Source organism: Pseudoalteromonas rubra, from assembly GCF_005886805.2.
Taxonomy (GTDB): Bacteria; Pseudomonadota; Gammaproteobacteria; order Enterobacterales; family Alteromonadaceae; genus Pseudoalteromonas; species Pseudoalteromonas rubra_D.
This window is the reverse complement of sequence record NZ_CP045429.1, coordinates 2,681,593-2,705,920: the sequence shown is the minus strand read 5'-3', so window position 1 is coordinate 2,705,920 and position 24,328 is coordinate 2,681,593. Positions and strand designations below refer to the sequence as shown.

14 protein-coding genes are annotated in these 24,328 nt (G+C 47.4%); 10 read left to right on the top strand and 4 right to left on the bottom strand.

Annotation, left to right across the window (positions count from 1 at the left end; genetic code table 11):
* Positions 1-6 precede the first annotated feature (6 nt).
* On the bottom strand, positions 7-1,353 hold the full coding sequence (locus CWC22_RS11705; protein ID WP_138536395.1) for a dicarboxylate/amino acid:cation symporter: 1,347 nt from the start codon (positions 1,351-1,353) through the stop codon (positions 7-9).
* A 178-nt stretch (positions 1,354-1,531) separates the two neighbouring features.
* Between CWC22_RS11705 and CWC22_RS11700 the strand changes: the two genes are divergently transcribed.
* Together CWC22_RS11700 and topA are read left to right on the top strand one after the other, a co-directional pair.
* Positions 1,532-6,448: a hypothetical protein gene (locus CWC22_RS11700; RefSeq protein WP_138536397.1), complete on the top strand. Its 4,917-nt coding sequence runs from the start codon at positions 1,532-1,534 to the stop codon at positions 6,446-6,448.
* A 253-nt stretch (positions 6,449-6,701) separates the two neighbouring features.
* Entirely contained in the window at positions 6,702-9,344 is a 2,643-nt protein-coding gene (gene topA / locus CWC22_RS11695; protein WP_125564027.1) for a type I DNA topoisomerase, read from the top strand.
* Between the two features lie 72 nt (positions 9,345-9,416).
* On the opposite strand, the gene CWC22_RS11690 is transcribed toward topA, so the two are convergent.
* Positions 9,417-9,665 (bottom strand): hypothetical protein, encoded by a 249-nt coding sequence (locus CWC22_RS11690; RefSeq protein ID WP_125564226.1) that lies wholly within the window; start codon positions 9,663-9,665, stop codon positions 9,417-9,419.
* Positions 9,666-9,885: 220 nt separating this feature from the next.
* Here CWC22_RS11690 and CWC22_RS11685 point away from each other — a divergent pair, with 220 nt between their 5' ends.
* The 3 genes from CWC22_RS11685 to CWC22_RS11675 are packed head-to-tail and all read left to right on the top strand — an operon-like array spanning position 9,886 to position 13,248.
* Positions 9,886-11,379 carry an alpha/beta hydrolase gene (locus CWC22_RS11685; RefSeq protein WP_138536399.1) on the top strand — a complete coding sequence of 498 codons (1,494 nt, stop codon included), beginning with the start codon at positions 9,886-9,888 and terminating at the stop codon, positions 11,377-11,379.
* Between the two features lies 1 nt (position 11,380).
* Complete coding sequence (locus CWC22_RS11680) at positions 11,381-12,115, top strand: ATP-binding cassette domain-containing protein (RefSeq protein ID WP_125564230.1); 735 nt, start codon at positions 11,381-11,383, stop codon at positions 12,113-12,115.
* Positions 12,112-13,248 (top strand): ABC transporter permease, encoded by a 1,137-nt coding sequence (locus CWC22_RS11675; RefSeq protein WP_138536401.1) that lies wholly within the window; start codon positions 12,112-12,114, stop codon positions 13,246-13,248. Before CWC22_RS11680 ends, CWC22_RS11675 begins: the two co-directional genes overlap by 4 nt.
* Positions 13,249-13,286: 38 nt before the next feature.
* Here the strand turns inward: CWC22_RS11675 and CWC22_RS11670 are convergent, their stop codons facing one another.
* Positions 13,287-13,532: a hypothetical protein gene (locus tag CWC22_RS11670; RefSeq protein WP_125564233.1), complete on the bottom strand. Its 246-nt coding sequence runs from the start codon at positions 13,530-13,532 to the stop codon at positions 13,287-13,289.
* 176 nt (positions 13,533-13,708) lie between these two features.
* On the opposite strand from CWC22_RS11670, the gene CWC22_RS11665 reads away from it, so the two are divergent.
* The 3 genes from CWC22_RS11665 (at position 13,709) to CWC22_RS11655 (ending at position 21,025) form a co-directional block, all read left to right on the top strand.
* The gene (locus tag CWC22_RS11665) at positions 13,709-14,779 is read left to right on the top strand and encodes a hypothetical protein (RefSeq protein ID WP_138536403.1); all 1,071 of its coding nucleotides are present in this window, start codon (positions 13,709-13,711) and stop codon (positions 14,777-14,779) included.
* 337 nt (positions 14,780-15,116) lie between these two features.
* A complete protein-coding gene (locus CWC22_RS11660; RefSeq protein WP_138536405.1) occupies positions 15,117-17,333 on the top strand; it encodes a flavin monoamine oxidase family protein in 2,217 nt (738 codons plus the stop codon).
* 8 nt (positions 17,334-17,341) lie between these two features.
* Positions 17,342-21,025, top strand: a complete 3,684-nt coding sequence (locus CWC22_RS11655; protein ID WP_195879824.1) for a serine/threonine-protein kinase PknK — start codon at positions 17,342-17,344, stop codon at positions 21,023-21,025.
* A gap of 45 nt (positions 21,026-21,070) precedes the next feature.
* Here the strand turns inward: CWC22_RS11655 and CWC22_RS11650 are convergent, their stop codons facing one another.
* Positions 21,071-22,399 carry an anti-phage deoxyguanosine triphosphatase gene (locus tag CWC22_RS11650; protein WP_138536410.1) on the bottom strand — a complete coding sequence of 443 codons (1,329 nt, stop codon included), beginning with the start codon at positions 22,397-22,399 and terminating at the stop codon, positions 21,071-21,073.
* A 305-nt stretch (positions 22,400-22,704) separates the two neighbouring features.
* On the opposite strand from CWC22_RS11650, the gene CWC22_RS11645 reads away from it, so the two are divergent.
* Positions 22,705-23,526: a glucosaminidase domain-containing protein gene (locus CWC22_RS11645; RefSeq protein ID WP_419144607.1), complete on the top strand. Its 822-nt coding sequence runs from the start codon at positions 22,705-22,707 to the stop codon at positions 23,524-23,526.
* Positions 23,516-24,172 carry a DUF2987 domain-containing protein gene (locus CWC22_RS11640; protein WP_138536412.1) on the top strand — a complete coding sequence of 219 codons (657 nt, stop codon included), beginning with the start codon at positions 23,516-23,518 and terminating at the stop codon, positions 24,170-24,172. The genes CWC22_RS11645 and CWC22_RS11640 overlap by 11 nt, the downstream gene beginning before the upstream one ends.
* The last annotated feature ends 156 nt before the right edge of the window (positions 24,173-24,328 follow it).

Sequence of the window (24,328 nt, the reverse complement as noted above, 5' to 3'; positions counted from 1 at the left end):
ACTCACTTAAGCTTTTTTCGACAGCTTGTCTAAGTCGATGTCTTCTTCCAGTGCTTTGGCTGCATCGGCATCATTGAATACTTCGGTATCCAGTTCACCCTCAGACTTGGCCACCACACAAGTTACCATACAGTCACCGGTAACATTTACGGCGGTACGAGTCATATCCAGTAGACGGTCAACACCCATTATGATGGCGATCCCTTCAACAGGCAGGCCAACCTGATTAAGGACCATAGCCAGCATGATTAGGCCGACGCCTGGCACACCTGCGGTACCAACCGAAGCCAAAGTGGCGGTCAGAATGACCATCAGATAGTCACTCAGGGTTAAATCTACAGCGAAGACTTGTGCGATAAAGACAGTTGCAACCCCTTGCATGATGGCGGTGCCATCCATGTTGATGGTTGCGCCCAGAGGTACGGTAAAAGAGGCGACCGAGTTATTAGCGCCTAGCTTTTTGGTGGCCGTTTCCAGTGTCACAGGCATAGTGGCACTTGAGCTTGATGTGCTGAATGCGAACATACAGGCATCTTTCATTTTTGCCAGGAAGGTGAGTGGGCTCAGGCCTGTCAGCACTTTTAGCAAAATGCTGTAGTTGACAAACGCATGGATCAGCAGGGCTGCAACAACAACGAGGAAGTATTTACCCAGCTCGACAATCAGGTCCATTTCAATACTGGTAAATAGTTTGGCCATCAGACAGAAAACACCATAGGGTGCCAGGTTCATCAAAAGGGTTACCAGCTTTAGCACTACGGTATTTAAATCTTCGAACACTTTTGCACAGCGCTTACCTGCATCACCACTTAATGCCATAGCGATACCAAACAACAGCGCAAACACAATAACCTGAAGCATATTGCCACTTGCCATTGCATTGATCGGGTTGGTCGGGAACATCCCGATAATAACCTGAGTGAGTGTGGGTGCTTGTTGAGCGTTAAATGTAGCGGTAGTTGGAATTTCAACCCCACCACCTGGACTAACTAGCAGAGCAAGTGAGATAGCCACTGTTATTGCGATAGCCGTAGTGGATAAATATAGCAAAATGGACTTACCACCCAGACGACCGAGTTTCTTTGGGTCGCTCAGACTACAGGTGCCGACAACGAGAGAAATAAAGACCAGAGGCACAACCAGCATTTTTAGACTAGCGATGAAAATTTGTCCGCCAATGTGGAACAGACCATCAACGAAAAAGCCTTTGACCGGCAAATCGAACAGGCCCAGAGGGATTGCAACTTCAGGCTTATCGCCTAGTATGGATTGTATTAACAGACCCAAAATAACACCCAATACCATGCCCAGCATAATACGGGTTGTTAGGCTCATTTTTTTGTTTTGTGACATAGCCTTTGACATTGTCCTAACACTTCTAATTTACAAAATCGCTATAGCCTAACAGGATAGTTGAAGATGAACAGAAAAAATCGATGACGGCCGCTAAAAATTTGTGATTTTAGATCCACAATTGGGTTAACATGGTGAAAATAACTCAAAATTATTAGATTGCAAGGGAGAATCGAAAATGTCTCTGATGCGCTGGTTTAGTATTACTTTGCTCAGCTTGCTGATGATCGCCTGTGGTGGCGGTGGTTCGATTGAAAAAGACACCTCAGGAGGTGGCGGTACAAATACCGACTATGAATTGGTACTTACTACTAGTTCCGCGAGTGGGGGAAGCCTGAGTATCAGCAACCCTATTACTATTACGGCCAAGCTCACCAATGATGGTGCGCCCATTGCAAATAACCTGGTTAATTTCACTAATGATGAGTTTTCAGACTTTGCTTCTGTCAGTTCTCAGTTAACTGATAGCAACGGTGAGGCCAAAGTGACCATTATTGCCAATCGGGCAGGGGGGGCAGGTACTATTTCTGCCACCGCAGATGTGGGTGAAAATACCGTGACAGGCTCGGTGCCATATGCTGCTGATGGTGATGGTGGTATTCAGATTGCGATGACCATCACTGGTTCAGATGGACTGGCAATCGATGCGAGCAATCCAATTGCGGGTTCAGAAATCGCCACTGTTACTGCGGTTCTCACGGATAATGGTACACCTCTGAGTGGTCAGGTGTTGGAGTTTTCAAGAGAAGCGGATAGTGAAAATCTGCTGGTTACCAATGGTAACTCTAACGTGCAAACTGATGCAAATGGTGCCGCCCGCCTACTGGTACAAGCCACAGACGAAGTAGGGGCCGGCTATGTGCAGGTTACATACAACGAAGATATTAATGCACGTATCGGTTTCGAGTCTGCGGGGAACCCTTTTTACGACAAAGAAATCTATGATCTGAGCGTTCAGCTGGTTGATGCAAATGATCAAACCTCTTCAGATCTCTCTTTAGCGACACCATTAACAGCAAAAATTCAGCTGACTTTAAATGAACAACCTGTTGCGAATGCCGACATTCTGGTTGAGGCGGAAGAAAGTGCGCGCTTTGCCAAGCCAACAGAATCAGTCAGAACGGATGCCACTGGTCAGGCTGAAATACAGCTCTTTGCAACGAGCACAGCGACGGTTGCGCAACAACTCGATGCTTTTACCGCGACATACATGTTAGCGGGTGAGGAGGCTGCAAGAACGGTTGCCAGCTATGTTGGTGCGGGCGATGGTGGTATTCAGCTGACCGTGAGTGTCGAGGATGCCCAGAATGAAGAAATAAACAAAGAGAATCCTTTGAGTCTTGGTAAGGAAGGATTCCTTAAAGTTAATTTGAAAAAAGATGGTCAGCCTTTGATCAAGCAATTGGTTACTGTGAGTGAGCTGGTGCTGGCTGATATCACAGACAATGGCACCGCTGAGACTGACAGCAATGGTGATGCTGAGCTGACATTGAGTGTCAACGATTCTCGTGGATGGGAGCAGTTTACAGTAACCTACACAGAAACAGACACGACCAATACAATAGTGAGTTCTGGCCGCTATTACTCAAATGGTCTTGCAGCAGGGGCTGGAGTGCAGTTGACGGTGACTGTTTTAGACCTTAATGATAATGCTATTAATGAAGGCAACCCGCTCAGTGCGACAAATCCAGGTCAGGTCGTTGTGACCTTGCGCGAAGATGACACACCGCTGAGTAATGAATTGATCACTGTATCAGGTGGTTTAAAGGCGGTAACCTCTCCATCTGATGGCGTATCTAATACAAACTCAAGCGGTGAGGCAAGAGTCACCCTGATCCCGAATCAAGAGGAGGGTTGGGCTGAGGTCACCGCTTCGTTTGGTGACGGCGGCGCAGCCGTAACGAAAACAGCCCGGTATTTTTCAAGCGGCGATCCTAATTTCGGTGCAAGTGGTTATCAATTGACACTGGTCGGTAAAAACGCCCAGGGTGATGAGTCAAATTCACTGTCAGCGCAAATGCCGCTGACCATTGAGGCACGTCTTACGTTCAATGGTAACGTACAGGAAAATCAAAATATTCAATTGAGTGTGAATGAATTTGGTGTCCTGGACCCTGAGTCAGGCTCGGTACTGACTAATAACGAGGGGATCGCAACCATTCAGTTATTAGACAATTCTATTTCAGGAGCAGGACGTGTAAGTGCACGTTATGAAGCCAATAATGGCGTTATCGTTACTCAGAATTTTAATTTCAATAGTGCCGGAGACGGCGGGGTAAATATTTCCATTGTAAGCATTCTGGATAGTGACGGGGATGCCATTTCTACTCAGCTTTCAGGTGAAAATAAACTCGCTGAGGATCATAATGGTATTGCCACTGTGCAGCTAATAGAAAATGGTCTGCCCTTATCCGGAAAGTTAGTGACGTTTACGACAGATTCGGTTGCTACTATGAACCCCCAAAGTGGCCGTGCTGTCACTGATGAAAATGGCTTTGCGAGTGTTGAGCTACTTGCGACCAATACTTCAGGGATCGGTGAAGTGTATGCAGAGTATCTGACATTCTCAACGCCTCGCGTCACCTTTGCCTCTGATGGTGCAGTGATTGTTGATGAGGGTGAGTATAAGATGGTTGTCCGGTTACTGATCAATTGTCAGGATGATTGGGATAGTAACCGAGATGCAACAGGGATAACGGACGCAGATCTGGCAAAGTGTGATGAAGTGACTAATGTCCCTTCAACTGAATTGGCCGAAGTGTATGTTAAATTGACACCGACTGCGAACCCGGATAAAGGCATTGAAAATGCGATTGTTAGTGTCCAAACCAACAAGGGGCAAATTCTACCTTCTTCTGGCCAAGTTCTGACTGATCTGCAAGGCGTTGGCTTACTGAAACTGCAACCGGGTGACTCAGGTGGTGCCGGTACGATTACAGCGAGTTACCTTGATGAGAGCGATACGAAAAACTTCTCTGTTGGTATTCAGGATCTGTTCTTAAGCTTAAGCAGTGAACTGGATTCCGGTGGTAATCGCGACAGTTTGGCCGCCGGTGACAGCTTTATTCTGACCGCGACGATTTTTACTGATGAGGCAGACCCGGATAATTCGATATACGGTCAGCCCGTCGATGTGGAGTTTACTTCGACCTGTGCTGATGAAGGGTTGGCAACCATAGATGGACAGGTGCGTTCTAAAGACGGTAAAGCATCTTCAACATACCGTGCTCAGGGTTGTAGCGGCAATGATACGATTGTGGTTACGGTGACTTCAGGCGGCGGTGTGAATGACCCGGAAAGCTATGTGTTTACGGTTGACGATGCGCCAGTACAAGCTATCCAGTTTATTGAAGCCTCTAATGCCTTTATTGCATTACCGCCCGGCTTGGGTGCCACACCCACCACCTCAACGGTGAAATTTAAGCTACTGGATACGGATGACCGACCGTTAAAACAGAAGCAAATTGAGTTTAGACTGGCGGACTTGACCGGCTCTGCTGACCTTACCAACTACAAAGGCAGTACAGACAGTGAAGGATTTGCGCAGACAACCGTGCAATCCGGAGTTGTGCCTGGTGCCATCGTGGTTGAAGCCTGCTACATCTCTGATGAGGTTATTGCGTCTTATGCCACTACGAATGAGTATCCGACTTGCTGGCAATCTGTTATAGATCAATGTGCCGCAGACAATACTCACCCGAGATGCCCAGATGTGAACGATAACTTGACGCTGCGCTTGATCCCCGTTGCAGATCAGGTCAATGCTGTCTCTTCAGGTATCGTATTATCGTCGGGTGTACCAGATCAGAATAGCTTTGATATTGCTGCTGATAACCTAGTGTTAAACGCATTAAACTACGTAGGTGTGACGACCAATATTTCTGTTTATTTTGGTGACCAGTTCAACCAGTTAACCGGTGATAACCTGGTGGCAAGTGTCACAGCCGAAGCGGGCGTGGTCGGCAGTATTGATGGTACGGGCGGTTCTCCTTCATATCAGTGTGCGATTGTGGATGGCGTGTGTACCGTGCAATGGCGCAAGCAAGGTGAGTTCCCATACAACGACACAGATACCTGGCGTAACACCATTGGCGATGTCTGTGATACATATGGTGGTCAACCTGTTCCCTGTATCAATGGTTTCCCATCTGTCTATCGTTATACCGATGCTGACGGTAATTTCTTGCAAGATCAAGATGGTAACGATATGACCGAGGTGGTAGATGGTGTTACGTTACCTGCTGAGTTGCCTGTGGTCAGAGGTGGACGGATCACTGTATTGGCCACTGCTAAAGGTCAGGAGAGCTTTATAGACAAGCAAAGCAGCGCAGATATTAGCAGAACGAACGGGATATTTGATGAAGGTGAGTTCTTCAGCGCGTTTGACTTACCGGAAGCCTTTGTAGATCACAACAAAAATGGCACATTTGATGCCATAGATTGTAATGATGCGGCTGAAGCACATAAATGTACGTTCAGGTTCAGTGATGGCGGTCACAATGAGACCTACCTGGATGGCAACAACGATCTGTCTTACACCAGTGAAGACAATAAATATAATGGCCTGCTATGTGGTGAACAAGCTTTGACAGGTGGCCATTGTACGCGTGATTTGGTTGATGTACGCCGAGATCTGGAGTTGATCATCGCAGGCGATGTACCGTACGCGCGCTTCGTCATCGCCAGCAACTTGATTGGCGGTGCCGCCTGTACGGGCACAATCAATGGTTTCAGTGGCCTGGAGCAGACGGAAGACGAGGATTACTGTGATTTGAATGTCGTTGATTTAACCATTGTTGAGTCAGCTGATGTCGAGATCTATTATTCAGATCTGTTCGGTAATGCATTTCCTACGGGAACCACTGTCAGTATCACAGCAGATAATGGGGAAATTTCGATTAGTGAAGTCAATACTATTGTCAGTGCCAATGATATCTACGGGATCAAAAAAGCCGTGGTGAAAGTCTCCCGGGAAACGGCCGCAAACAGTAAGACAACGGGTAATCTGACGATTACGTTTACCATTCCATCGCCGTTTGAAGGACAAGATCCGACGATTGTCTCAAAAAGTATGCAAATTATAGACGCGGGTTAATAGACTTAAAAAAGGGCCAAATCATTGGCCCTTTTCCTTTACCCCTTGAAATTCCTTTTATATCCGCTATATTCGCCCTTTCCATCAAGCAATCTATACGCCTGGGTAAATTAACAGCAACAATTGTTCATAAAATCACTGCTTGGCGAAAAGATCGAATGAAAAGCTTGTAACAATAGGTATTTGTGGATATACCTATATTTAATCGCGCCCAATGAAGGGCAACAACCAGACAGAAGTCAAATAGGCAGCTATGGGCAAATCGCTAGTAATCGTAGAGTCTCCCGCAAAGGCAAAAACTATCAATAAGTACCTGGGTAAAGACTACATTGTGAAATCCAGTGTCGGTCATATCCGTGATCTTCCTACCTCAGGCGCAGGCAAAACCAAAGGTCTGGCAACTAAATCTCCTGCTGAAGTGAGAAAAATGTCGCCAGAGGAAAAAGCTGAGTACAGAAAAAAGAAAGATTACGCGAACTTGGTTGCCCGGATGGGGATAGACCCGGAAAAGGGCTGGGAGCCGCACTATGAAGTGTTACCTGGCAAAGAAAAAGTGGTTCAGGAGCTGGCCAAGCTCGCAGAAAATGCCGACACCATCTATCTCGCAACCGATTTGGATAGAGAGGGAGAGGCCATCGCATGGCACCTGGAAGAAGTGATTGGTGCCGATGCAAGTAAATACAAACGTGTTGTATTTAACGAAATCACCAAAAATGCCATCACACAGGCGTTTGAGGCACCGGGTCAGCTAAACACGGACATGGTGTATGCGCAGCAGGCACGACGCTTTTTGGACCGCGTGGTTGGCTTTATGGTGTCACCTTTGCTATGGCAAAAAGTCGCGCGTGGATTGTCAGCGGGTCGTGTTCAGTCTGTGGCGGTACGCTTGCTGGTTGAACGTGAACGTGAAATCAAAGCCTTTATTCCGGAAGAATTCTGGGATATTCACGCAGATACCGCACTGGCAGAGCAGGATGTTCGTTTTGCTGTGACTAAATATCAGGGTGAAGCGTTTAAGCCGCTGAACGAAACGCAAGCCAATAAAGCCGTTACTGAACTGCAAAAAGCGCAGTATCAGGTTGTTAAGGTTGAAGAGAAACCCAGTAAGAGCCGCCCGAGTGCACCTTTTATTACGTCAACCATGCAACAGGCCGCCAGCACCCGCTTGGGTTATGGTGTTAAAAAGACCATGATGCTGGCACAGCGTTTGTACGAAGCGGGTTACATTACCTATATGCGTACTGACTCAACCAACTTATCGAATGATGCGGTTGAAATGGCACGTGGCTATATTCAGGATAACTTTGGCGATAAGTACTTGCCGGGTGCCCCCATTAAATACAGTGCGAAAGACAATGCACAGGAAGCGCACGAAGCAATTCGTCCTTCAGATGTGAACATCCTTTCTGGCCATGTTGAGGGCGTAGATGCCGACGCTAAGAAGCTCTATGAGCTTATCTGGCGTCAGTTTGTGGCATGTCAAATGACCCCAGCAGAGTATGACCTGACCAATATCACCGTAGGTGCAGGCGATTACACACTTAAGGCACGTGGCCGTGTGTTACGTTTTGACGGTTGGACACGCGTTCAGCCAGCAGTCCGTAAGAAAAATGAAGAAGAGCAGGCGTTACCCGCTGTGGCAGTGGGTGACATCGTTCAGTTGCAGGCACTTGATCCGAAGCAGCACTTTACCAAGCCACCGGCGCGTTTCAGCGAAGCAAGTCTGGTTAAAGAGCTCGAAAAGCGTGGCATTGGTCGTCCTTCAACGTATGCGTCGATTATTTCGACCATTCAGGACCGTGGCTATGTGCGGGTAGAAAACCGCCGCTTTTATGCAGAGAAAATGGGCGAAATAGTTACTGACCGCTTGATCGAAAACTTCGATGAGCTGATGGACTTTGACTTTACGGCCAAAATGGAAAACCGCCTGGATGAAATCGCAGAAGGCGATCGAGTCTGGACTCAGGTACTTGATAAGTTTTACGCTGATTTCTCTAACCAGCTCGATCTGGCCGGTAAAGAAGAAGCGGAAGGTGGTATGCGCCAGAATGTGATGGTTGAGACTGACATTGACTGTCCAACCTGTGGTCGTAAGATGGGGATCCGCACAGCGTCCACTGGGGTATTCCTGGGCTGTACAGGCTACAACTTGCCACCAAAAGAGCGCTGTACCACCACGATGAACCTGATCCCCGGAGATGAAGCGGTTGATGCTGATGTTGAAGACGCAGAAACTGAAAGCCTGAGACAGATGAAACGTTGTCCTATCTGTGAAACCGCGATGGATTCCTATCTGATAGATGAAAAGCGCAAGTTGCATGTGTGTGGTAACAACCCGGGTTGTAGTGGTTACGTCATTGAAGAAGGCAGCTTTAAAATCAAAGGCTATGATGGCCCGGTGATTGAATGTGATAAGTGTGGCTCGGATATGCAGCTTAAGTCTGGTCGTTTCGGCAAGTACTTTGATTGTACCAGTGATGACTGTAAGAACACACGTAAACTACTTAAAAGCGGTGAGCCTGCGCCACCAAAAGAAGATCCGGTACACTTACCAGAGCTACCCTGTGAGAAATCTGAAGCTTATTTTGTGCTGCGTGACGGTGCATCTGGTATCTTCCTGGCGGCACATACATTCCCTAAATCCAGGGAAACCCGTGCACCAAAAGTGGCCGAGCTAAAGCGTTTCAGAGATCGGATCTCGCCTAAGTTCTATTATCTGGCGGATGCGCCGGAGCAGGACAATGATGGTAACCTGGCCGTTGTCAGATATTCACGTAAAACTAAAACACAGTACGTGATGACTGAAGTGGAAGGCAAAGCCACAGGCTGGAAAGCGACTTATGCGAACGGCAAGTGGGTCGAAGAAGAGAAAAAGCGCAAGAGCGCCAAATCTTAATGAGTCTGCTTGGGTGACAAGCAAGAGATAACAAAAAAGGCCAGCTTTGCTGGCCTTTTTACTGTTTGAGGATCAGATGTCAACTTCAGTCACGGTCAGATAGTCACTGGCAGTTAGCTCTTCGTTAACACACTGCAAAACGTACTGGCGTAGCGCATCGGTTGCCACTTCGTCATCCTGAGCCCATTCAACACACATTTGTGTCAGTTCGGCTATCAGGCTGGCTGGTGCGCTTTGTTGTTGCACATCATCAGCTACAGCGGAGATTGAAGTTAAAGTTGCGGCTAAAACGAAGCTCGCCAGCGCTGAAAATAGTTTCATTGATGTTTCCTTTTGTGTTTAGTGTCACGTTTCGTCACAGTGAGTTTTTAAATCAAAAGACAAAAAAAGAACAACGAAATAAATCACTCCTGAAGATAAGTGAATGTGATTTTGCAACAAATCGAGTGTTTATGATTAGGGAACTGCTGTTCTAACAGTGATATACTTCAACGACTTGACGTATCTATGGCCTTTTTTGAGGGCGATTAAGGACGGAATAATGACCAATTATCGCGGACGAATCCGCACACTGTTCAGGCACAGTCTTATTGCTTTAGGTCTGCTTGGTGCTCCTGGTAGTCACGCGACTACGTTGGACACAGCCAATCTGACACCTTGTTATACTAAGGGTCTGGCAGACAGGTTAATGTGTGGCAGCGTTAAACAACCTCTTTCAGAACAGGATAACGATGAAAAAATCAGGATTCATTTTGCGGTGATCCCGGCCATCAAGCAGGTGCATCCATCGGAAGCCATCCTGGCATTTGCAGGAGGCCCGGGCCAGTCGGCCATTGAGGTTGCAGCCGTATTTGCTCGGATCTTACGATATGCTCGCGAAGATCGCGATATCATCCTGGTGGATCAACGGGGCACGGGTAAGTCCACCTTGTTGCAATGTGACATGGACCCACTTGAGGCGCAGTTTGCCTTCAATGATGATGCTTTGCCTATTTTTGAATATAGCCGTGACGAAACCCAAAAGTGTAAAACGAAACTCAATACGGATCTGAGCCATTTTACGACGGTTGCCGCAGCCAGTGATTTTGAAGCGGTGAGACTGGCACTGGGATATCAAAAGCTGCACCTGTTTGGCGCTTCTTATGGAACACGAATTGCGCAGGAATATATGCGCCGCTATCCGCAAGCAGTGGCAAGTGCGACGTTGGACGGGGTAGTGCCTATGCAGCAAAGTCTGGTTGCCATAGGTGAAGCCATTGATAAGTCATTGCAGGCAATTTTTATCGATTGTGCTGAAAAAGCAGATTGCCGTCAGCAGTATCCCAAGCTGGACCAACAGTATCAAACTCTAATAACTCAGTTAGAAGCGCAACCGGCAATCGTTCAGATCCCACATCCCAGAACACATCGACCCATCCCGCTGGTTTTGACACAGAGTAAAGTACGCTCGGCCGTTCGCATGGCGCTTTACAGTCATACTACGCGCGCTCTGGTACCGTTGGCTATTAGCGAAGCTAGCAGAGAAAACTATTTGCCATTGGTGGGCCTGATGGGCAGTGATTCGGCGTTTGGTTCGCTGGCTATGGGTATGCACAGTGCCATTGTGTGCGGTGAGGACTGGCCTGTGCTGACACCTCAAGAACGAGCGCGGTTTTCAGCGACCTACTTCGGTCGCATGATGATAGAGTCGCTCGATGCAAGCTGTCCTGTTTGGCAGGTTGATGCCGTAGACAAAACCTTCTATCAACCATTAACGACTAGTATACCAACGTTATTGTTATCTGGCGGGTTAGATCCCGCAACACCACCTGAGTGGGCAGAGCTGGCGATGGAAAATATGGCTAATGCGCGTCATCTGATTGCCGAAGAAGCAACACATGGTGTGGCTGCACAAAGCTGTGCTGACAAACTGGTCGCTGAATTTATTGATCATGGTGAACTAAAGAGACTGGATGCCAGTTGTTTGAGTAAAACAGCAGTGAAACGGTATTTTATGAATCCCAATGGTCCAGTATTAGTTAAAGAGGAGCCGTAATATGATCACTGTGCATAATCTACAAAAACAAATCGCGTCGGTGAATGCGCTGGACGGACTGAGTTTCAGTGCAGAGAATGGCCAGATCACTGGGTTGCTTGGCCCCAATGGTGCAGGCAAAACAACCTGTCTGAGGACAGTGTTTGGATTATTACAGGCAGATCAGGGATACGCAGAAATAGACGGGATTAAAGTTCATGAGGATCCCATGGCAGCCAAGCAGCAGCTTGGTTTGTTTCCGGACCCGTGTGGTTTGTATGAACGCTTGACACCCAGAGAGTATATTCAGTTTTATGCCGAGCTGAGCGGGATGGCCAAATCACAGGCCATATCGGCTACGCAACGCGTGATTGAGCAGTTGCAAATGATGGACATTGCTGACAGGCGCTGTCAGGGCTTTTCCCAGGGCCAGCGAATGAAAACGGCACTTGCGCAGGCAATCGTTCATCAGCCACGCAACATCATTCTTGATGAACCAACACGCGGTCTGGATGTTATGAGTACCCGTGTACTCAGAGAGTTATTATTGATGCTCAAGGCTCAGGGACATTGCGTGTTGTTTTCCAGCCATGTGATGCAGGAGGTGGCAGCCCTGTGTGATCATGTGGTGGTCATGGCAAAAGGCAAAGTGGTTGCGCAAGGCACACCTACGCAGTTGTGTGAACAAACGGCCAAATCGAGCCTGGAAGAGGCTTTTATTGCTCTGATCGGCAGTGACGAGGGGATAGCGGCATGATGAAGCAAGTCAATATCCTGTTCAAGAAAGAGCTACTGGATGCGTATCGCGATAAACGTTCGGTCATGGCCGGGCTTTATTATGCGTTTGGCGCGCCGATCGTGATGTGTTTGCTGTTTTCAATACTGTTACAACAAATGGCTTCACCTGAAGCACTTAAGATCACCATTTCTGGTGCTGAACGTGCACCTAATCTCGTGCAGTATCTTGACAGTGTCGACATAAGCCACAGTGATGAAGCTGATACAAAACCTATCCACCTGGAGATTGATGACGCATATCAACAGGATATGGCGACAGGTCGCAGTGCAACAGTGGTGATTGTTGCTGATAAGTCTGATAGCAAGCTGATAAAGTCGGTCCGGCGACTGGAAACGGCATTGCTAAGGTATAACAGCGAAGTAGCGGGATTACGTTTGGTGGCTAGGGGGATTGATCCGGGGTTGATGCGTGCCCTGGATGTACAAACGCAGGATCAGGCCACGCCAGATGCCAAAGGCGGTTTGTTTCTGGGAATTGTCACTTTGTCTATTATCATTGCGGTTTTTTATTCTGCGATGAACTTAGGCATAGATACCAGTGCAGGCGAGCGTGAACGTAATTCACTGGCACTATTGCTCAGTCATCCGCTCAGTAGTATGCAGATTGTGCTGGCCAAAGTTGCCGCGATTGCGACTTTTTCGGTTCTGGGTCTGGCCCTGGTGCTGATCGTATCAAAGTTTGCTTATGCCATGGTGGCCTGGGAGCAGCTGGGATTTAGTATTACCCTGGATCAGCGCTTCATGGTGGTTAGCCTGATCATCGGTATTCCAATCGCACTCATGTCTGCCAGTATGCTTATCTTCGTCTCTTTTATGGCAAAGTCGTTTAAAGAGGCACAGTCCTACGTCACTATGGTACTGATGGTACCAGTGGGCCTGAGTATGATGACCAGCTACGATATCGCCACGGAGACAATTCAATGGTTGCCGATTGCTGCACAGCAGTACGCGATGATTGAACTGATCAAAGGTAACGCCTTACCATTGGCACCGCTGGCAGTGGCGTCGGCGTCTACTTTGGCATTGTTTGGGCTGTTCACTTACCTGAGTAGCAGAATGCTGAAAAGTGAAAAAGTGGTGTTCGGTTTATAAATACAGCAACACTTTATCTTCTATCAAGCCGGCAGACCTTAGCCGGCTTGATAGAAGAATAAAAAGACGGGCAGGCAGATAAGCAGTCCGACAAAAAAGAGTTTGAAAAAGCCGTCTCTGTTCTCGGTCAGATCAGCCAAGCCGATACTGTCTTGCCCATTCCGCTCAAAAGGCCTGAAGTGCCTGTATATCTTCATAGTGAGCAAACCAACAATAAATGGCAGTACAACTACCGCCACGATTAATATCACCAAATACCAAGCTTCCGGTACCGTATTTCTCATTGTCTAAGCAACCTGATTAAAATAGGTACATTAGCAAAGAATCTCCCGGCCATAAAGCACTTCCACGTAATGGGTCGTAATGGCAAAAAAGTCAATTTTCGACTCTACTCTGATTGGGTGCTATTTGGCACCTACAACCACAGAGCAAAGCAAGTTACGCGTTAAGGAGCACAAACATGTCGCATGTTACAATTAAAAGGGTCATGGGGTTTGGAGGGGAAACGCTGGCTGAGTATCGGGCTCAGCAGATGAAAGAGCCGCGCTGGCAATATGTTACTCAAGGTGTGTCCGATGCTGATTTGGATAATAACTTTGAGTTTTTAAACGGGGCAGTGCTTGACCGTAAAGTAGGCACACACCTATTGCAAACTACCACCGGATTGTTTGGCCCAATTCGGACAGGCACAATTGTTCACCTTGATCCAAATGCAGCGAACCAAGTGATTCAAAGCGACAGGGCACCACTTAACCCAGAGGGGGATCTCATCACGCGTCTTAACCAGCTTCACGGTGTGCGCACTGGTAAGCCGCCAGGGGCCGACAATGCGTTGGCGGTAAGTGGTTTTTGGACTGCTGCGACGGACGGTGCGGGGATCGCTGGCCTGGACGGCGCCTCTAACGTGTTTGGTAGTACAGGCCAGCTTATACTCAACCCTGAATGTGCCGGCGAGCCGGTATCGCTTACATTTCCATTGTTGCGATTTGGCTCAACTGAACAAGAGCAATGCAATTACCTTGAGACGCTCGCTTACTATGGTGGAACGTTACTTCAGCCGGGCGAGCAGTTTGACTTAGGCTTCACGCAGGATTTGTGGGGCATTCAGTACGATCAGAAGCTACCTGAGTATGTGACTGAGTATGAGTTTAGCCCAACTAAAGGTGGAGGCTTGTTTGTCGAGCATCACCCTTTCCCCCATATCTGGCTTCCGGCGACAGGCATCGACCCGGCCTTTAAAGAACCGACAGTTTCCAGAATATTGCTCGGTCGCAGGCTCAATTGCAGCCACGAAGATGGCTATTATCGCACCGTCACCAATGAGCAATACCACTTCACTGTGTTTGAGGTACCAAACGATGGGAGTGCGCTCGCTATTCGTCCTCAGTGCATCCACAACGATAGTTTTACGAAAGGGGCGCAAACCGTGTTCTTGGGTAATACCGCGGCGAATACTGTGGCACTGCGCCAGAGCATGCCCGTGACAGAGATGGTGGTGGGCAACACGCCTGTGTCTGGTCTGTCAGATTAACTGCCATATGTCGTACAGTACGAGGCCTGTCCTGGGCCCGTACTCCTTCCTGAAGTTAGTTTCTATTTAATGATCCTTCAACACACCGCTAAATAAACTTGAATATTTTTAATGTTCAAACTCATCCAATTATTGCGTTTCTACTAATATATAGACTAAACCAGAATAATGATGAAAATCATTCAATACATTTGGTGTTGCTCAAGCCTTTGCTTTATAAGATATTTTGTTCACTGTTAAGGTTGTTATACTATCGCTTATAAGGCGAATATTAACCTAAATCTCACTAGTCGCTGTCTGTTTCACTGGCAGTCAATTTCAAGAGAGGGAGACGTACATGAACAAAGATACCATTATTATCGGTGCAGGATTTACCGGCTTAGCGGCGGCAGCCGAGCTACAGAAAAACCAGCAAGATTTTGCGATTCTCGAGGCAAGTAATCGGCTCGGCGGTCGAAACTTCAGTTTCAAAATCACGCAGCACCTTGATACTCCCGGCGTGGAATATGAACACGGCTCTCAATATATCGGTGAGTCGCAGGAGCCTTTATGGTCTGTGGTTAAAGGGGAACCGTTTTATACCTGGCTGAAAACACACTACCCTGATTATGTACATCCGGATACACCGGACACAGAGTACAATGAGGATACGTTACCTCCCTATATTGTAGACAACTTTGCACAGAGACTTGATTTTCCAGAGCAAGTGTTAATTCTCAGAGATGAGAACAACGAGCCAAAGCGGTTTCCGTTCAATAAGTTCCAGACGCCATATTGTATTACCGGGTTACCCAGCGGTATCGGCAAACGCAGTGTTGCTGCGATAGGCCTGGTGTCACTTGATATCCTGTATATTGAATCATGTATCAACGTGGACCAGCCCTGGGCGTCAGACTTCAATGGGTTATATACTGCTAAACAATTAGACTCCATTACACTCGAGCAATGGCTGAATGAAAAACCACGCCGTGGTTATATGACACCAACGGCGCTTGATTCCATAACCATCGCGGCTCAGGCCCTGTTATCAGTTAATCCAAGCGAAATATCAGCGTTATATTTCTTCTGGTATTGTGCGTGTAACGGCGGATTTTTCAATGAAGTTAACGATGCGAAAAACGGCCCCCAGCAATACTGGTTGCGATGTGGATTCGGAAAAGTCCTGGAATTTATGAGCAAAGATTTCAAGGATAGCATTCACTATGAGCAGGTGATTGAATCTGTTTCGGTGGATGAGCAGGCTGAATTTCCGGTTTGTTTGACCCTGTCTGATGGAGTCGTCCATCGCGCGAAAAAGCTTATTGTGGCTGTATCACCTCATACAGCAAACAAAATTCAGTGGCCAGCAGATTTAGACGAGTCCTACAAAGTACTCATGAATCAAAAGATGGGCAGAACTTTGAAGGCACAAGTATTCTATGAGACCAGTTGGTGGAATGACATAGATGGTACCGGGTGGCAGGGCTACTCAGGTGGTGCGTCATATCCGGTTTTGTGGACCATGGACAATACAGCCTGTGATGCGAATGGTCAGCCAAGACCTTGTCTAATGACCTTTACCATTGGCGATCAAATTACTGAGCTGGAAGCGTCAATCGCTAAATCTGGCAGTGACCCGGATGAGGCGTTAAAGCACTTTTTGACTAAACACATTAGTTATCTGTTCACCGGTGAATATGATTATGAACCCGCAATGGACCCCATTGCCATCACGGCTAATCTGTGGGCCAAACAAACAGACAAAAGTGGTTTTGAAAAAGGCGCATTTATAGGAGGCGGACCAAATACGGTATTCGCGCCTGGCGTCCTGACTGAGCCTGTGCAAGATGGCAAGTCGGCGATGGCTTTTGCAAATACGCCATGGCGAGACCTTATCTATTTTACCTCCTCTGAGGTGGCACGTAACCTGCACCCTGAAACGCCGAATGCTATGGCGTTTATAAACCCTAAAGACGTTGATAAAGACTCGCAAGGGAAGTCTGAAAAGGCAGATAATCAGAGTCCGAATACGACTCTCGCTTTTGCGTCCAGCCAGCCTGAAAAAGCTGGGATAGTACCCATTTCACAGTACTCAGATAATCGACTCGACCTGGGTTATATGAATGGTGGCTTGTATGCAGGCCAATATGCGGCACAGCAGCGGATCCAGGGCGCCGGGTTTGAAGTACCACAGCCTGATCCTATGTCTTCTTACAGCAAAAGCTGGAATGAAGTGAAAACACTCGCTTACGTATTTATCCGAGGTATTGAGGCGTTCTTAGAGTTGGGGACTGCTTTGCATGTCATTTCCGACAGCCAGATTGACAGTTTGATATCAGCCATACTCGGTGATGAAACCAGGCAATGTGAGCTCAAGGGCGGCATTGGCACCCAGCTGAAGTTACGGGCAGCACAGTTGTTTAACAGCAATGATGAGATAGCTGTTGATGTGCTGGCTGAAGTGGCTCGCGTATCGCCGCAGACGTATCAGGCTATTCTGGATGGATTCACCAGCGACGATCCGCGCCAGGTTGATTTCCTGAAGCGTTTATTTGGACAAAACCGCGAGTCGTAACCTTGTCAGTGTTTTCCAAACAAACAGTAAACTACCCATCCCGTATTGGCGATTACGTCATTCGAGGCATATTAGGCCGCGGCGGGATGGGGGTGGTATATGAAGCCTGGGATGAGGCAAACAATCGATTCGTTGCCTTGAAAACCATCCAGGGCACTGAGCCTGTGTCGCTTTATCGGTTCAAGCTGGAGTATCGACAAGTCGCGCAGATAGCACATCCAAACTTAGTGAGTCTGTTTGGCCTCACCTTTATAGAAGGGGCGTGTTATATCGTTATGGAGCTTATCAGAGGCTCCTTGCTCAGCCATTTTGTCGCGCAAAGTCACAGCGATACTATGCTCGACACCATAGTGGCCACGCGTACTTTGTCTGCGACTGACTCACCAATACCCAGTTCACCTGCGAGACAGGACTATATTGCGCCACTCAGGCTCGATGTGTTGAGTCTTGCCCATCAACTTGCCAGAGCCATATGTGCCTTGCATGGTGGGGGTGTACTGCACTTAGATATTAAGCCAAACAACATTATTCTCACCTCAGGTGGTGAGCTGAAACTGCTTGATTTCGGTGTTTCCCAGTTGAAAACCGCGCAACGGGGCCACACACCGCTGCAACAGTTGGGGACGCCAAAGTACATGGCACCTGAGTGTTTATCTGAGCAAGTACAGACAGCGGCAAGTGACTGGTATAGCTTTGCGGTGGTGATACTTGAACTGGTGACAGGGCGGAGCGCCAAAGAGCTGGTTATATTACCAGATGACAAAGGAATGTTTGAGAAGCAGGTTTCTACGATCCTGCATCAACACCTGCATAAGGCGTTGATTGCTATCCTCGCCAGAGCTTTATCACCCGATCCGCACGACCGACCGACAGGAAAAGAGGTACTGGCGGCGTTTGATGCCAATGATGCCTTTTTAGCAACGACGGATGTATCCGATGAGACCAGAGTTTTTGTAGGCCGTGAAAAAGACCTGGAGATGCTGAATGAGGCGTTTTGTACACACACCGGAGGGCAGCACCAGCTAATATGCGTGGAGGGATCTCCAGGTATAGGAAAAACGAGCCTGGTAGAGCAGTTTCTAAATTCATTAGACAACGTTGTGGTATTGCGAGGGCGATGTCATGAGCGAGAAACAGTGCCATTCAAAGCGTTGGACATGTTGATTGATGATTTTGCGCAATACCTGAGTGCAGTCCCTCCTCAGATACGGTGCAGATATATTGTCGATGGTTTTCAGTATTTGGCGATTTTATTTCCTGTGCTGCGTGGATTTGTTTCGCATGGAAAGTGCGATCCCAATATGGATGCGATGCATTGTCGTGCGCTGGCAATGAAAGCACTGGCAAATAGCTTGTCCTTGTTGGTGAATAAGCAGCAAGTCATTTTGTTCCTGGATGATATTCAATGGGGTGATGAAGATAGTGCACAATTGCTGGTCAGCTTTTTAGAGTATTTACCTGAAAAGTGTCCGTTTATTATTCTGAGTAAGCGTACCGAAGTTTCAGAAGAGAATCGATTTGCTGCTGTGCTCGAACGGTTTCAGCACGCACCAGACTGCCCTGTCACATTCGAGTGCATCACGGTAAATCCACTAACACCAATCCAAAGTACTGAAATGCTGGAGGCTTTACTTGAGGATAGTCAGGCTGCTAAGTCTGACAGTGCGCATGATATTGTGCGAATCAGTAGAGGTGTCCCTTTTTTAATGGAGCAGTTACTTCATTTTGGCCTGCAATCTGACATGGATGAGATAGATGGCCATGCGATCATACAGCTGCGACTCAATGAGTTGTCTCCCGAGTCGAGAGAAATCCTAAGTTTCGTTGCCATTGCGGGCCAACCTGTAAAGGCAGATACGATCCTCTCCATTGTAGGTGATATCCATATTGATGATTTTACCTTTACCTGTTTGCGCGCTCAGCGACTTTTAGTCGTGCAAGCTGGAGGCCATGTACAGTGCTTCCACGATCAAATTCGAGAATCAATATTGTCGATCGAGTGTAGTGCGCTTTTGAGGGTCAGAGCAGGTAAATTGGCTGCGGCATTAGCTGAAGATTGTAAATCGGATAATGCGTTTTTGGGACAACTGTTTTACCAGTCTGGCCAAACACAACGCGCTATTGATTGCATGATACATGCTGCCGACGAAGCTGAACTGGCGTTGGCTTTTGGTCGGGAGGCAGACATCTGTCATCAGGTGATTTCCTGGTTGCCAGATAGCAGGCAGGCAGAAGCGTATGGGTTAACTGAGCGAAGAGCCATCGCTTTATCCAGGGGCGGCTATGGGGTTCAGGCTGCAGAACTTTTTGCTGAACTGGCAAAAACAGACGGTCTCTGCGACTCAGAACGGGCCCGATTAAATGGCATGGCCGCCAGTCAGTTTATGTATGGTGGTCACATTGAAAAGGGTGAAGATCTCTTCAAACCGCTATTAAAAAAATGGCGATTACCTTATCCGGGTTCGACAAAAACAGCGATGCTTCGGATAATCTGGAGTATCGTGGTACTTGAAGTTAGGCGCAGGTGGCTTAAAAAGGAGAAATTAAGCGCTGAAGTCTCAGATCCGAAAATAGAGCTGGTCTTTTCTGTGGCGAACTCTTTAAGCAACTGGGATCCTATCAGGGGATTGTACTTTTCATTACTGAGCTTGCGTTTGGCCATTAATAAAAAGGATTTGAAACGGACGGTTCAAGGGTTAAATATCTACGCATTTGCCCTGTCTTATTGCGGTACGGTAAGACATAAGAAGATTAGCTCGCGGATCTTCGAGCAGGCCAGTCAGTTGGGAGAGAGCCTCACAGAACCCGAGTATAAAATGCACCGAACTCTCCTAGAGGGAGTGTCTCTTTCAATCCAGAGTGAATACCAGGCAAGTATCGAAATGATAATGCATGCCGAGGAGCAGTTTTCTACCAAAATTTTCGATGCGCAGAACAACGCTGTGATAGCACGAACAACGGCGACACATATTTTTTGGTTAATGGGTCGTGTACACAAGATCGGTGAGTTGGTGCCACAATGGATCCTGGATGCAAAATCTCGGGGAGACCATTTCTCTTTGGTTGAGCTGAATATGTTTATGGGTGTTTATCATGCCGCTAATGGTGAGATGGAGCAAGGCAGGGGCATTATCAATGACGCGATAGCGTCATGGCCGCTTGCCGAGTTTACCTATCAGCATTGGGTTGCATCGAAAGCCTTAATTCAAATTGGTCTGATGACGGGGAACATCGAAGATACTTGGGTGAAATTGCGTGAAGATCTTCGTCAGGCAAAGCGTGCCGGCTTATTTGGCTCGATTTCTGTTAGGACGGACTACTTGTTTTTGCATGGCAGGGTGGCACTTGCTCGCGCACAACACGACCCGTCGATGGCATCCAAAATGCTTAAAGTTGCAGAACAGGATGCAAAGGGCCTGCTGAAAGAGATAGCACAATCAGCAAGAGGATATGGATACTGTTTACGTGCCGGGATTGCACGGATCAAAGGAGCGGAAAAAGCGTCTCTTGATGCGCTGGCCAGTGCAGAAAACCATTTTGCGAAAGCGCAAATGGAGCTACATCAGTTAATGATGAAACGCTGTGCGGTACAGAAACTGAGTAATAAGCGGACTATTGAGATAAATGAATATATTTCTGGTTTGGGTATAAAAGATCCCGCGCTATATCAGCGGATATTTTATCCAGAGTAGACGTTTGAATTTTTCAACAGTTTGGTTTTTTCTTTGCGAAGCGGCTCACATAGATGGGCCGCTTTTTATTGGGGATTGCATACCAGTGTTACCGAACAAACGCTGATAACAACGTCTTGCATACTCATCTGTCATGCCGGAAAGATAGTCGGCCAGTACACGCATTTGCGCTCTTTCATCGGAGGCTTGAGTGAAATGCGCCTGGGTTGTATAGGGCAGTAATCGCAACGGATCGCTCTGGAATGCACCAAATAAATCAATCAACATGTTTTGGCCGCTGAATTCAATTTGTTGCATTTTGGGGTCGCGTATAAGGCGAGAAAACACAAAGTGTTTGAGTACTCCCAGAATAGCTTCAAATTCGTCTGAGAGCTTCACGGTATGACGCAGCAGCGGATCGCTGAATTCAGTATCCTGAATAGTCAGTTCGCAGTTGACGATAAACAAATTCACCAGCTCGCCAATCACATCTTTGCGCAGCGATTCATCGTGCGAGAACAGTCGTTCACTGATACTGTCGAGATGCTCATCCAGCCATGGGGAATTGATTTTTTGCAACTCAGGCAGGGCGTATCGTTGCCACTCTCGCTCGCTCAGGGTCTCGGTGGCAATTGCATCTTCCAGATCATGCACCGCATAGGCGAAATCATCGGCGTATTCCATGATGGCGCTATCGAGCGATTTGAAGCGAGTCTTGGCTTTAAATTCATTGACTGGTACATGGCTTTGCAGCAAAGTTCGATCGTCTTCATTGAAGGGTAAGAGGATCCAATCCAGTACGTCTTTGTCACACTGATAAATGCCTTTGGCTGGTAGCCATTGTTGGGTATAGATAAAGCGTTGACTGGGATCGGGCTGTGGCATGCTAAGACATAGCTCATCGATCACAGCCGGATATTTTATAAACCCGAGTAAAGTTCGGCGGGTCAGATTCATACCATACCCTTTGGAGTAGGGCTCTAGTTTAGTCACAATCCGTAGAGTTTGTGCATTGCCTTCAAAGCCGCCATGATCGCGCAATAGATAATTCAGCGCGATTTCTCCGCCGTGACCAAAAGGTGGGTGGCCAATATCGTGTGCAAGGCAGATGGTTTCCATCAGGCTGGAGGAGGGAAGCCAGGCAAACTCGGGGTGCTGATTTCTGAGATGGCGAAGTAACCCTGTACCTATCTGAGAAACCTCCAGTGAGTGAGTCAGGCGGGTGCGGTAAAAGTCATTGACGCCGATACTCATAATCTGTGTTTTTGATTGTAAGCGCCTGAATGCTGCCGCGTGGATGATCCGGGAGCGATCAATCTGCCAGGCTGAGCGGTTGTCATTAGGGCGATATTTTTTTTGATCCAGCTGTCTTTGTTGCCAGGGTGACTGACTCATAGGTGTCCTTTATTCAAAACGCTACTGTGTTCAGTATATCCACGGAATATGCCGGTATAAAAGAAAAAGTAATCAAAGCACTAGGTGAGTTCGTGTCCATCAGGTAGTGGTGGCCACGATAAAATGCAGAAATTCGCGTTTAGTGGTAAATTTTGGTATCATTGTCCGCTAATTTGAAAATGAAAGAGCAAAGTACAGCAGGGACATTCTGTTAGGGATTTTCAGAAAACCTGCGTAGTCATGCCTATATCACTGTGTTTTTTCGACACTTTGAGTTGGTAGTTGGTACTAGTGTGAGGAGAATCATGCGTTTACTAGTGAAGTTTATTATTGCCGCGATTTCAATATTCGCGATTTTGTATCCATTTATTGTCAAACCCCCAGCCCCCCCACCGCCAGAGCCCGAGCCCGAAGTCGTTGTGACTGAGCCGCAGGTTAAGGAAGTGGAACAGCCATTACATTCGGTGAAGCTACCAGAGTTTGGGGAAATCCGTGATATCGCCACCAAGAAGAAACAGTTCTTCGATTTTATTAAGCCACATGTTGAAGCAGAGAATGAATTGATCTTGCAACAACGTGCAAGCATAGAAATTGCGTTGATGATGCTGCAGTTTGAAGAGCCGCTCAGTGATATTCAGCAGCAAAGGATTGATCAGGTGTTTGAACTCTACAGAATAGAAGATGACACCATTTCCATAGAGAACCTCAAACGGGCGTTAACGCGGGTGGATATTATCCCTAAAGAGCTGGCGCTAATGCAGGCGGCTAATGAGTCTGCCTGGGGCACGTCACGATTTGCACGTATTGGGCTAAACTTTTTTGGTCAGTGGTGTTATCGAAAAGGGTGCGGCATGATCCCAAAACGCCGTAGTGACGAAGCCGTACACGAAGTGGCTGCGTTCCAGTCGGTTCGGGCATCGGTCAAATCTTATTTCAGAAATATCAATACGCACGATGCGTATAAGGAACTGAGGGCCACTCGTGCTCAGCTACGCGAGCAAAAAAAGCCGATAGAAGCAACGGCATTGACCGCAGGACTCTTGTCATATTCAGAGCGGGGCGTGCATTATATTGAAGAACTTAACGATATGATAAGACACAACAAGGCTTATTTTGATGAAGAGTAATTTACTGGCACTGCTGCTGGGACTGGCAAGTGTTGCCACTGACGTACAGGCACAAGAAGAGTTTGTGGTTTCGTATGACGGGTTTTATGACCGCCTCAAGGTGATTGAAAAGGGTGAGTTTGAATTTGCCCGGGTAAATTTTTATCTGGTAGACATTGCGACTTTGGCCCCGTGCGGGATCAAGGCAGGAAAAATTGTCACTGAAACCAGTGAACAGCCGCTCAACTATACGCAAGAAGCACAATTGTTGCTGCCATTTAGTGAAAAACTCGATAAAGATAAAGCGGTTATTGTTGTTGAACCATTGGATCCACAACATGACTGTCAGATTAAATTTCAGATTGAGTCCGCGTACTTCACGAATACGCATCTGACCAAGCAGCGCTTATATCAGCTGCATCATGAGTTTGACGAGCTACTGTCTGACTTGTCAGGCTTTTTTGTCAGCAAGCTAATGGGCTTTTTGTTACCTGAGCAACAGGGCGTGAAGGTAACATTTGCCAGTGAGCCAAACTTGTCGGCACCCGGCGTGACCTGTGAAAAGCAGGTTTGTCAGTTCAAGGTAACCGATGACTGGGAAAATGATACTGCGCGCTTTAACACGCTAAGTGAAGTCGTGACGGTGACTCCCTGGATTGAAAAGTAGCTTGTCGGTTTATACCAATTTCACTTAATACCTGGTCTATTTGAAGGAGCAAATATGACGCTAACGGCGTTAAAAATTTCTCATTTAGAACCTTATACCTTAGACATAGGTCCACAAATTTTTGCCTCGCCTACATGGACGTAGGTGCCTCAGTGA

Bases quoted from the DNA above. Each gene is read 5' to 3' on its own strand.
- CWC22_RS11700 (WP_138536397.1), top strand. From the start codon at position 1,532: ATGTCTCTGATGCGCTGGTTTAGTATTACTTTGCTCAGCTTGCTGATG.
- CWC22_RS11660 (WP_138536405.1), top strand. From the start codon at position 15,117: ATGAACAAAGATACCATTATTATCGGTGCAGGATTTACCGGCTTAGCG.
- CWC22_RS11640 (WP_138536412.1), top strand. From the start codon at position 23,516: ATGAAGAGTAATTTACTGGCACTGCTGCTGGGACTGGCAAGTGTTGCC.
- CWC22_RS11685 (WP_138536399.1), top strand. From the start codon at position 9,886: ATGACCAATTATCGCGGACGAATCCGCACACTGTTCAGGCACAGTCTT.
- CWC22_RS11675 (WP_138536401.1), top strand. From the start codon at position 12,112: ATGATGAAGCAAGTCAATATCCTGTTCAAGAAAGAGCTACTGGATGCG.
- CWC22_RS11705 (WP_138536395.1), bottom strand. From the start codon at position 1,353: ATGTCACAAAACAAAAAAATGAGCCTAACAACCCGTATTATGCTGGGC.
- CWC22_RS11690 (WP_125564226.1), bottom strand. From the start codon at position 9,665: ATGAAACTATTTTCAGCGCTGGCGAGCTTCGTTTTAGCCGCAACTTTA.
- topA (WP_125564027.1), top strand. From the start codon at position 6,702: ATGGGCAAATCGCTAGTAATCGTAGAGTCTCCCGCAAAGGCAAAAACT.
- CWC22_RS11680 (WP_125564230.1), top strand. From the start codon at position 11,381: ATGATCACTGTGCATAATCTACAAAAACAAATCGCGTCGGTGAATGCG.
- CWC22_RS11650 (WP_138536410.1), bottom strand. From the start codon at position 22,399: ATGAGTCAGTCACCCTGGCAACAAAGACAGCTGGATCAAAAAAAATAT.
- CWC22_RS11665 (WP_138536403.1), top strand. From the start codon at position 13,709: ATGTCGCATGTTACAATTAAAAGGGTCATGGGGTTTGGAGGGGAAACG.
- CWC22_RS11670 (WP_125564233.1), bottom strand. From the start codon at position 13,532: ATGAGAAATACGGTACCGGAAGCTTGGTATTTGGTGATATTAATCGTG.
- CWC22_RS11645 (WP_419144607.1), top strand. From the start codon at position 22,705: ATGCGTTTACTAGTGAAGTTTATTATTGCCGCGATTTCAATATTCGCG.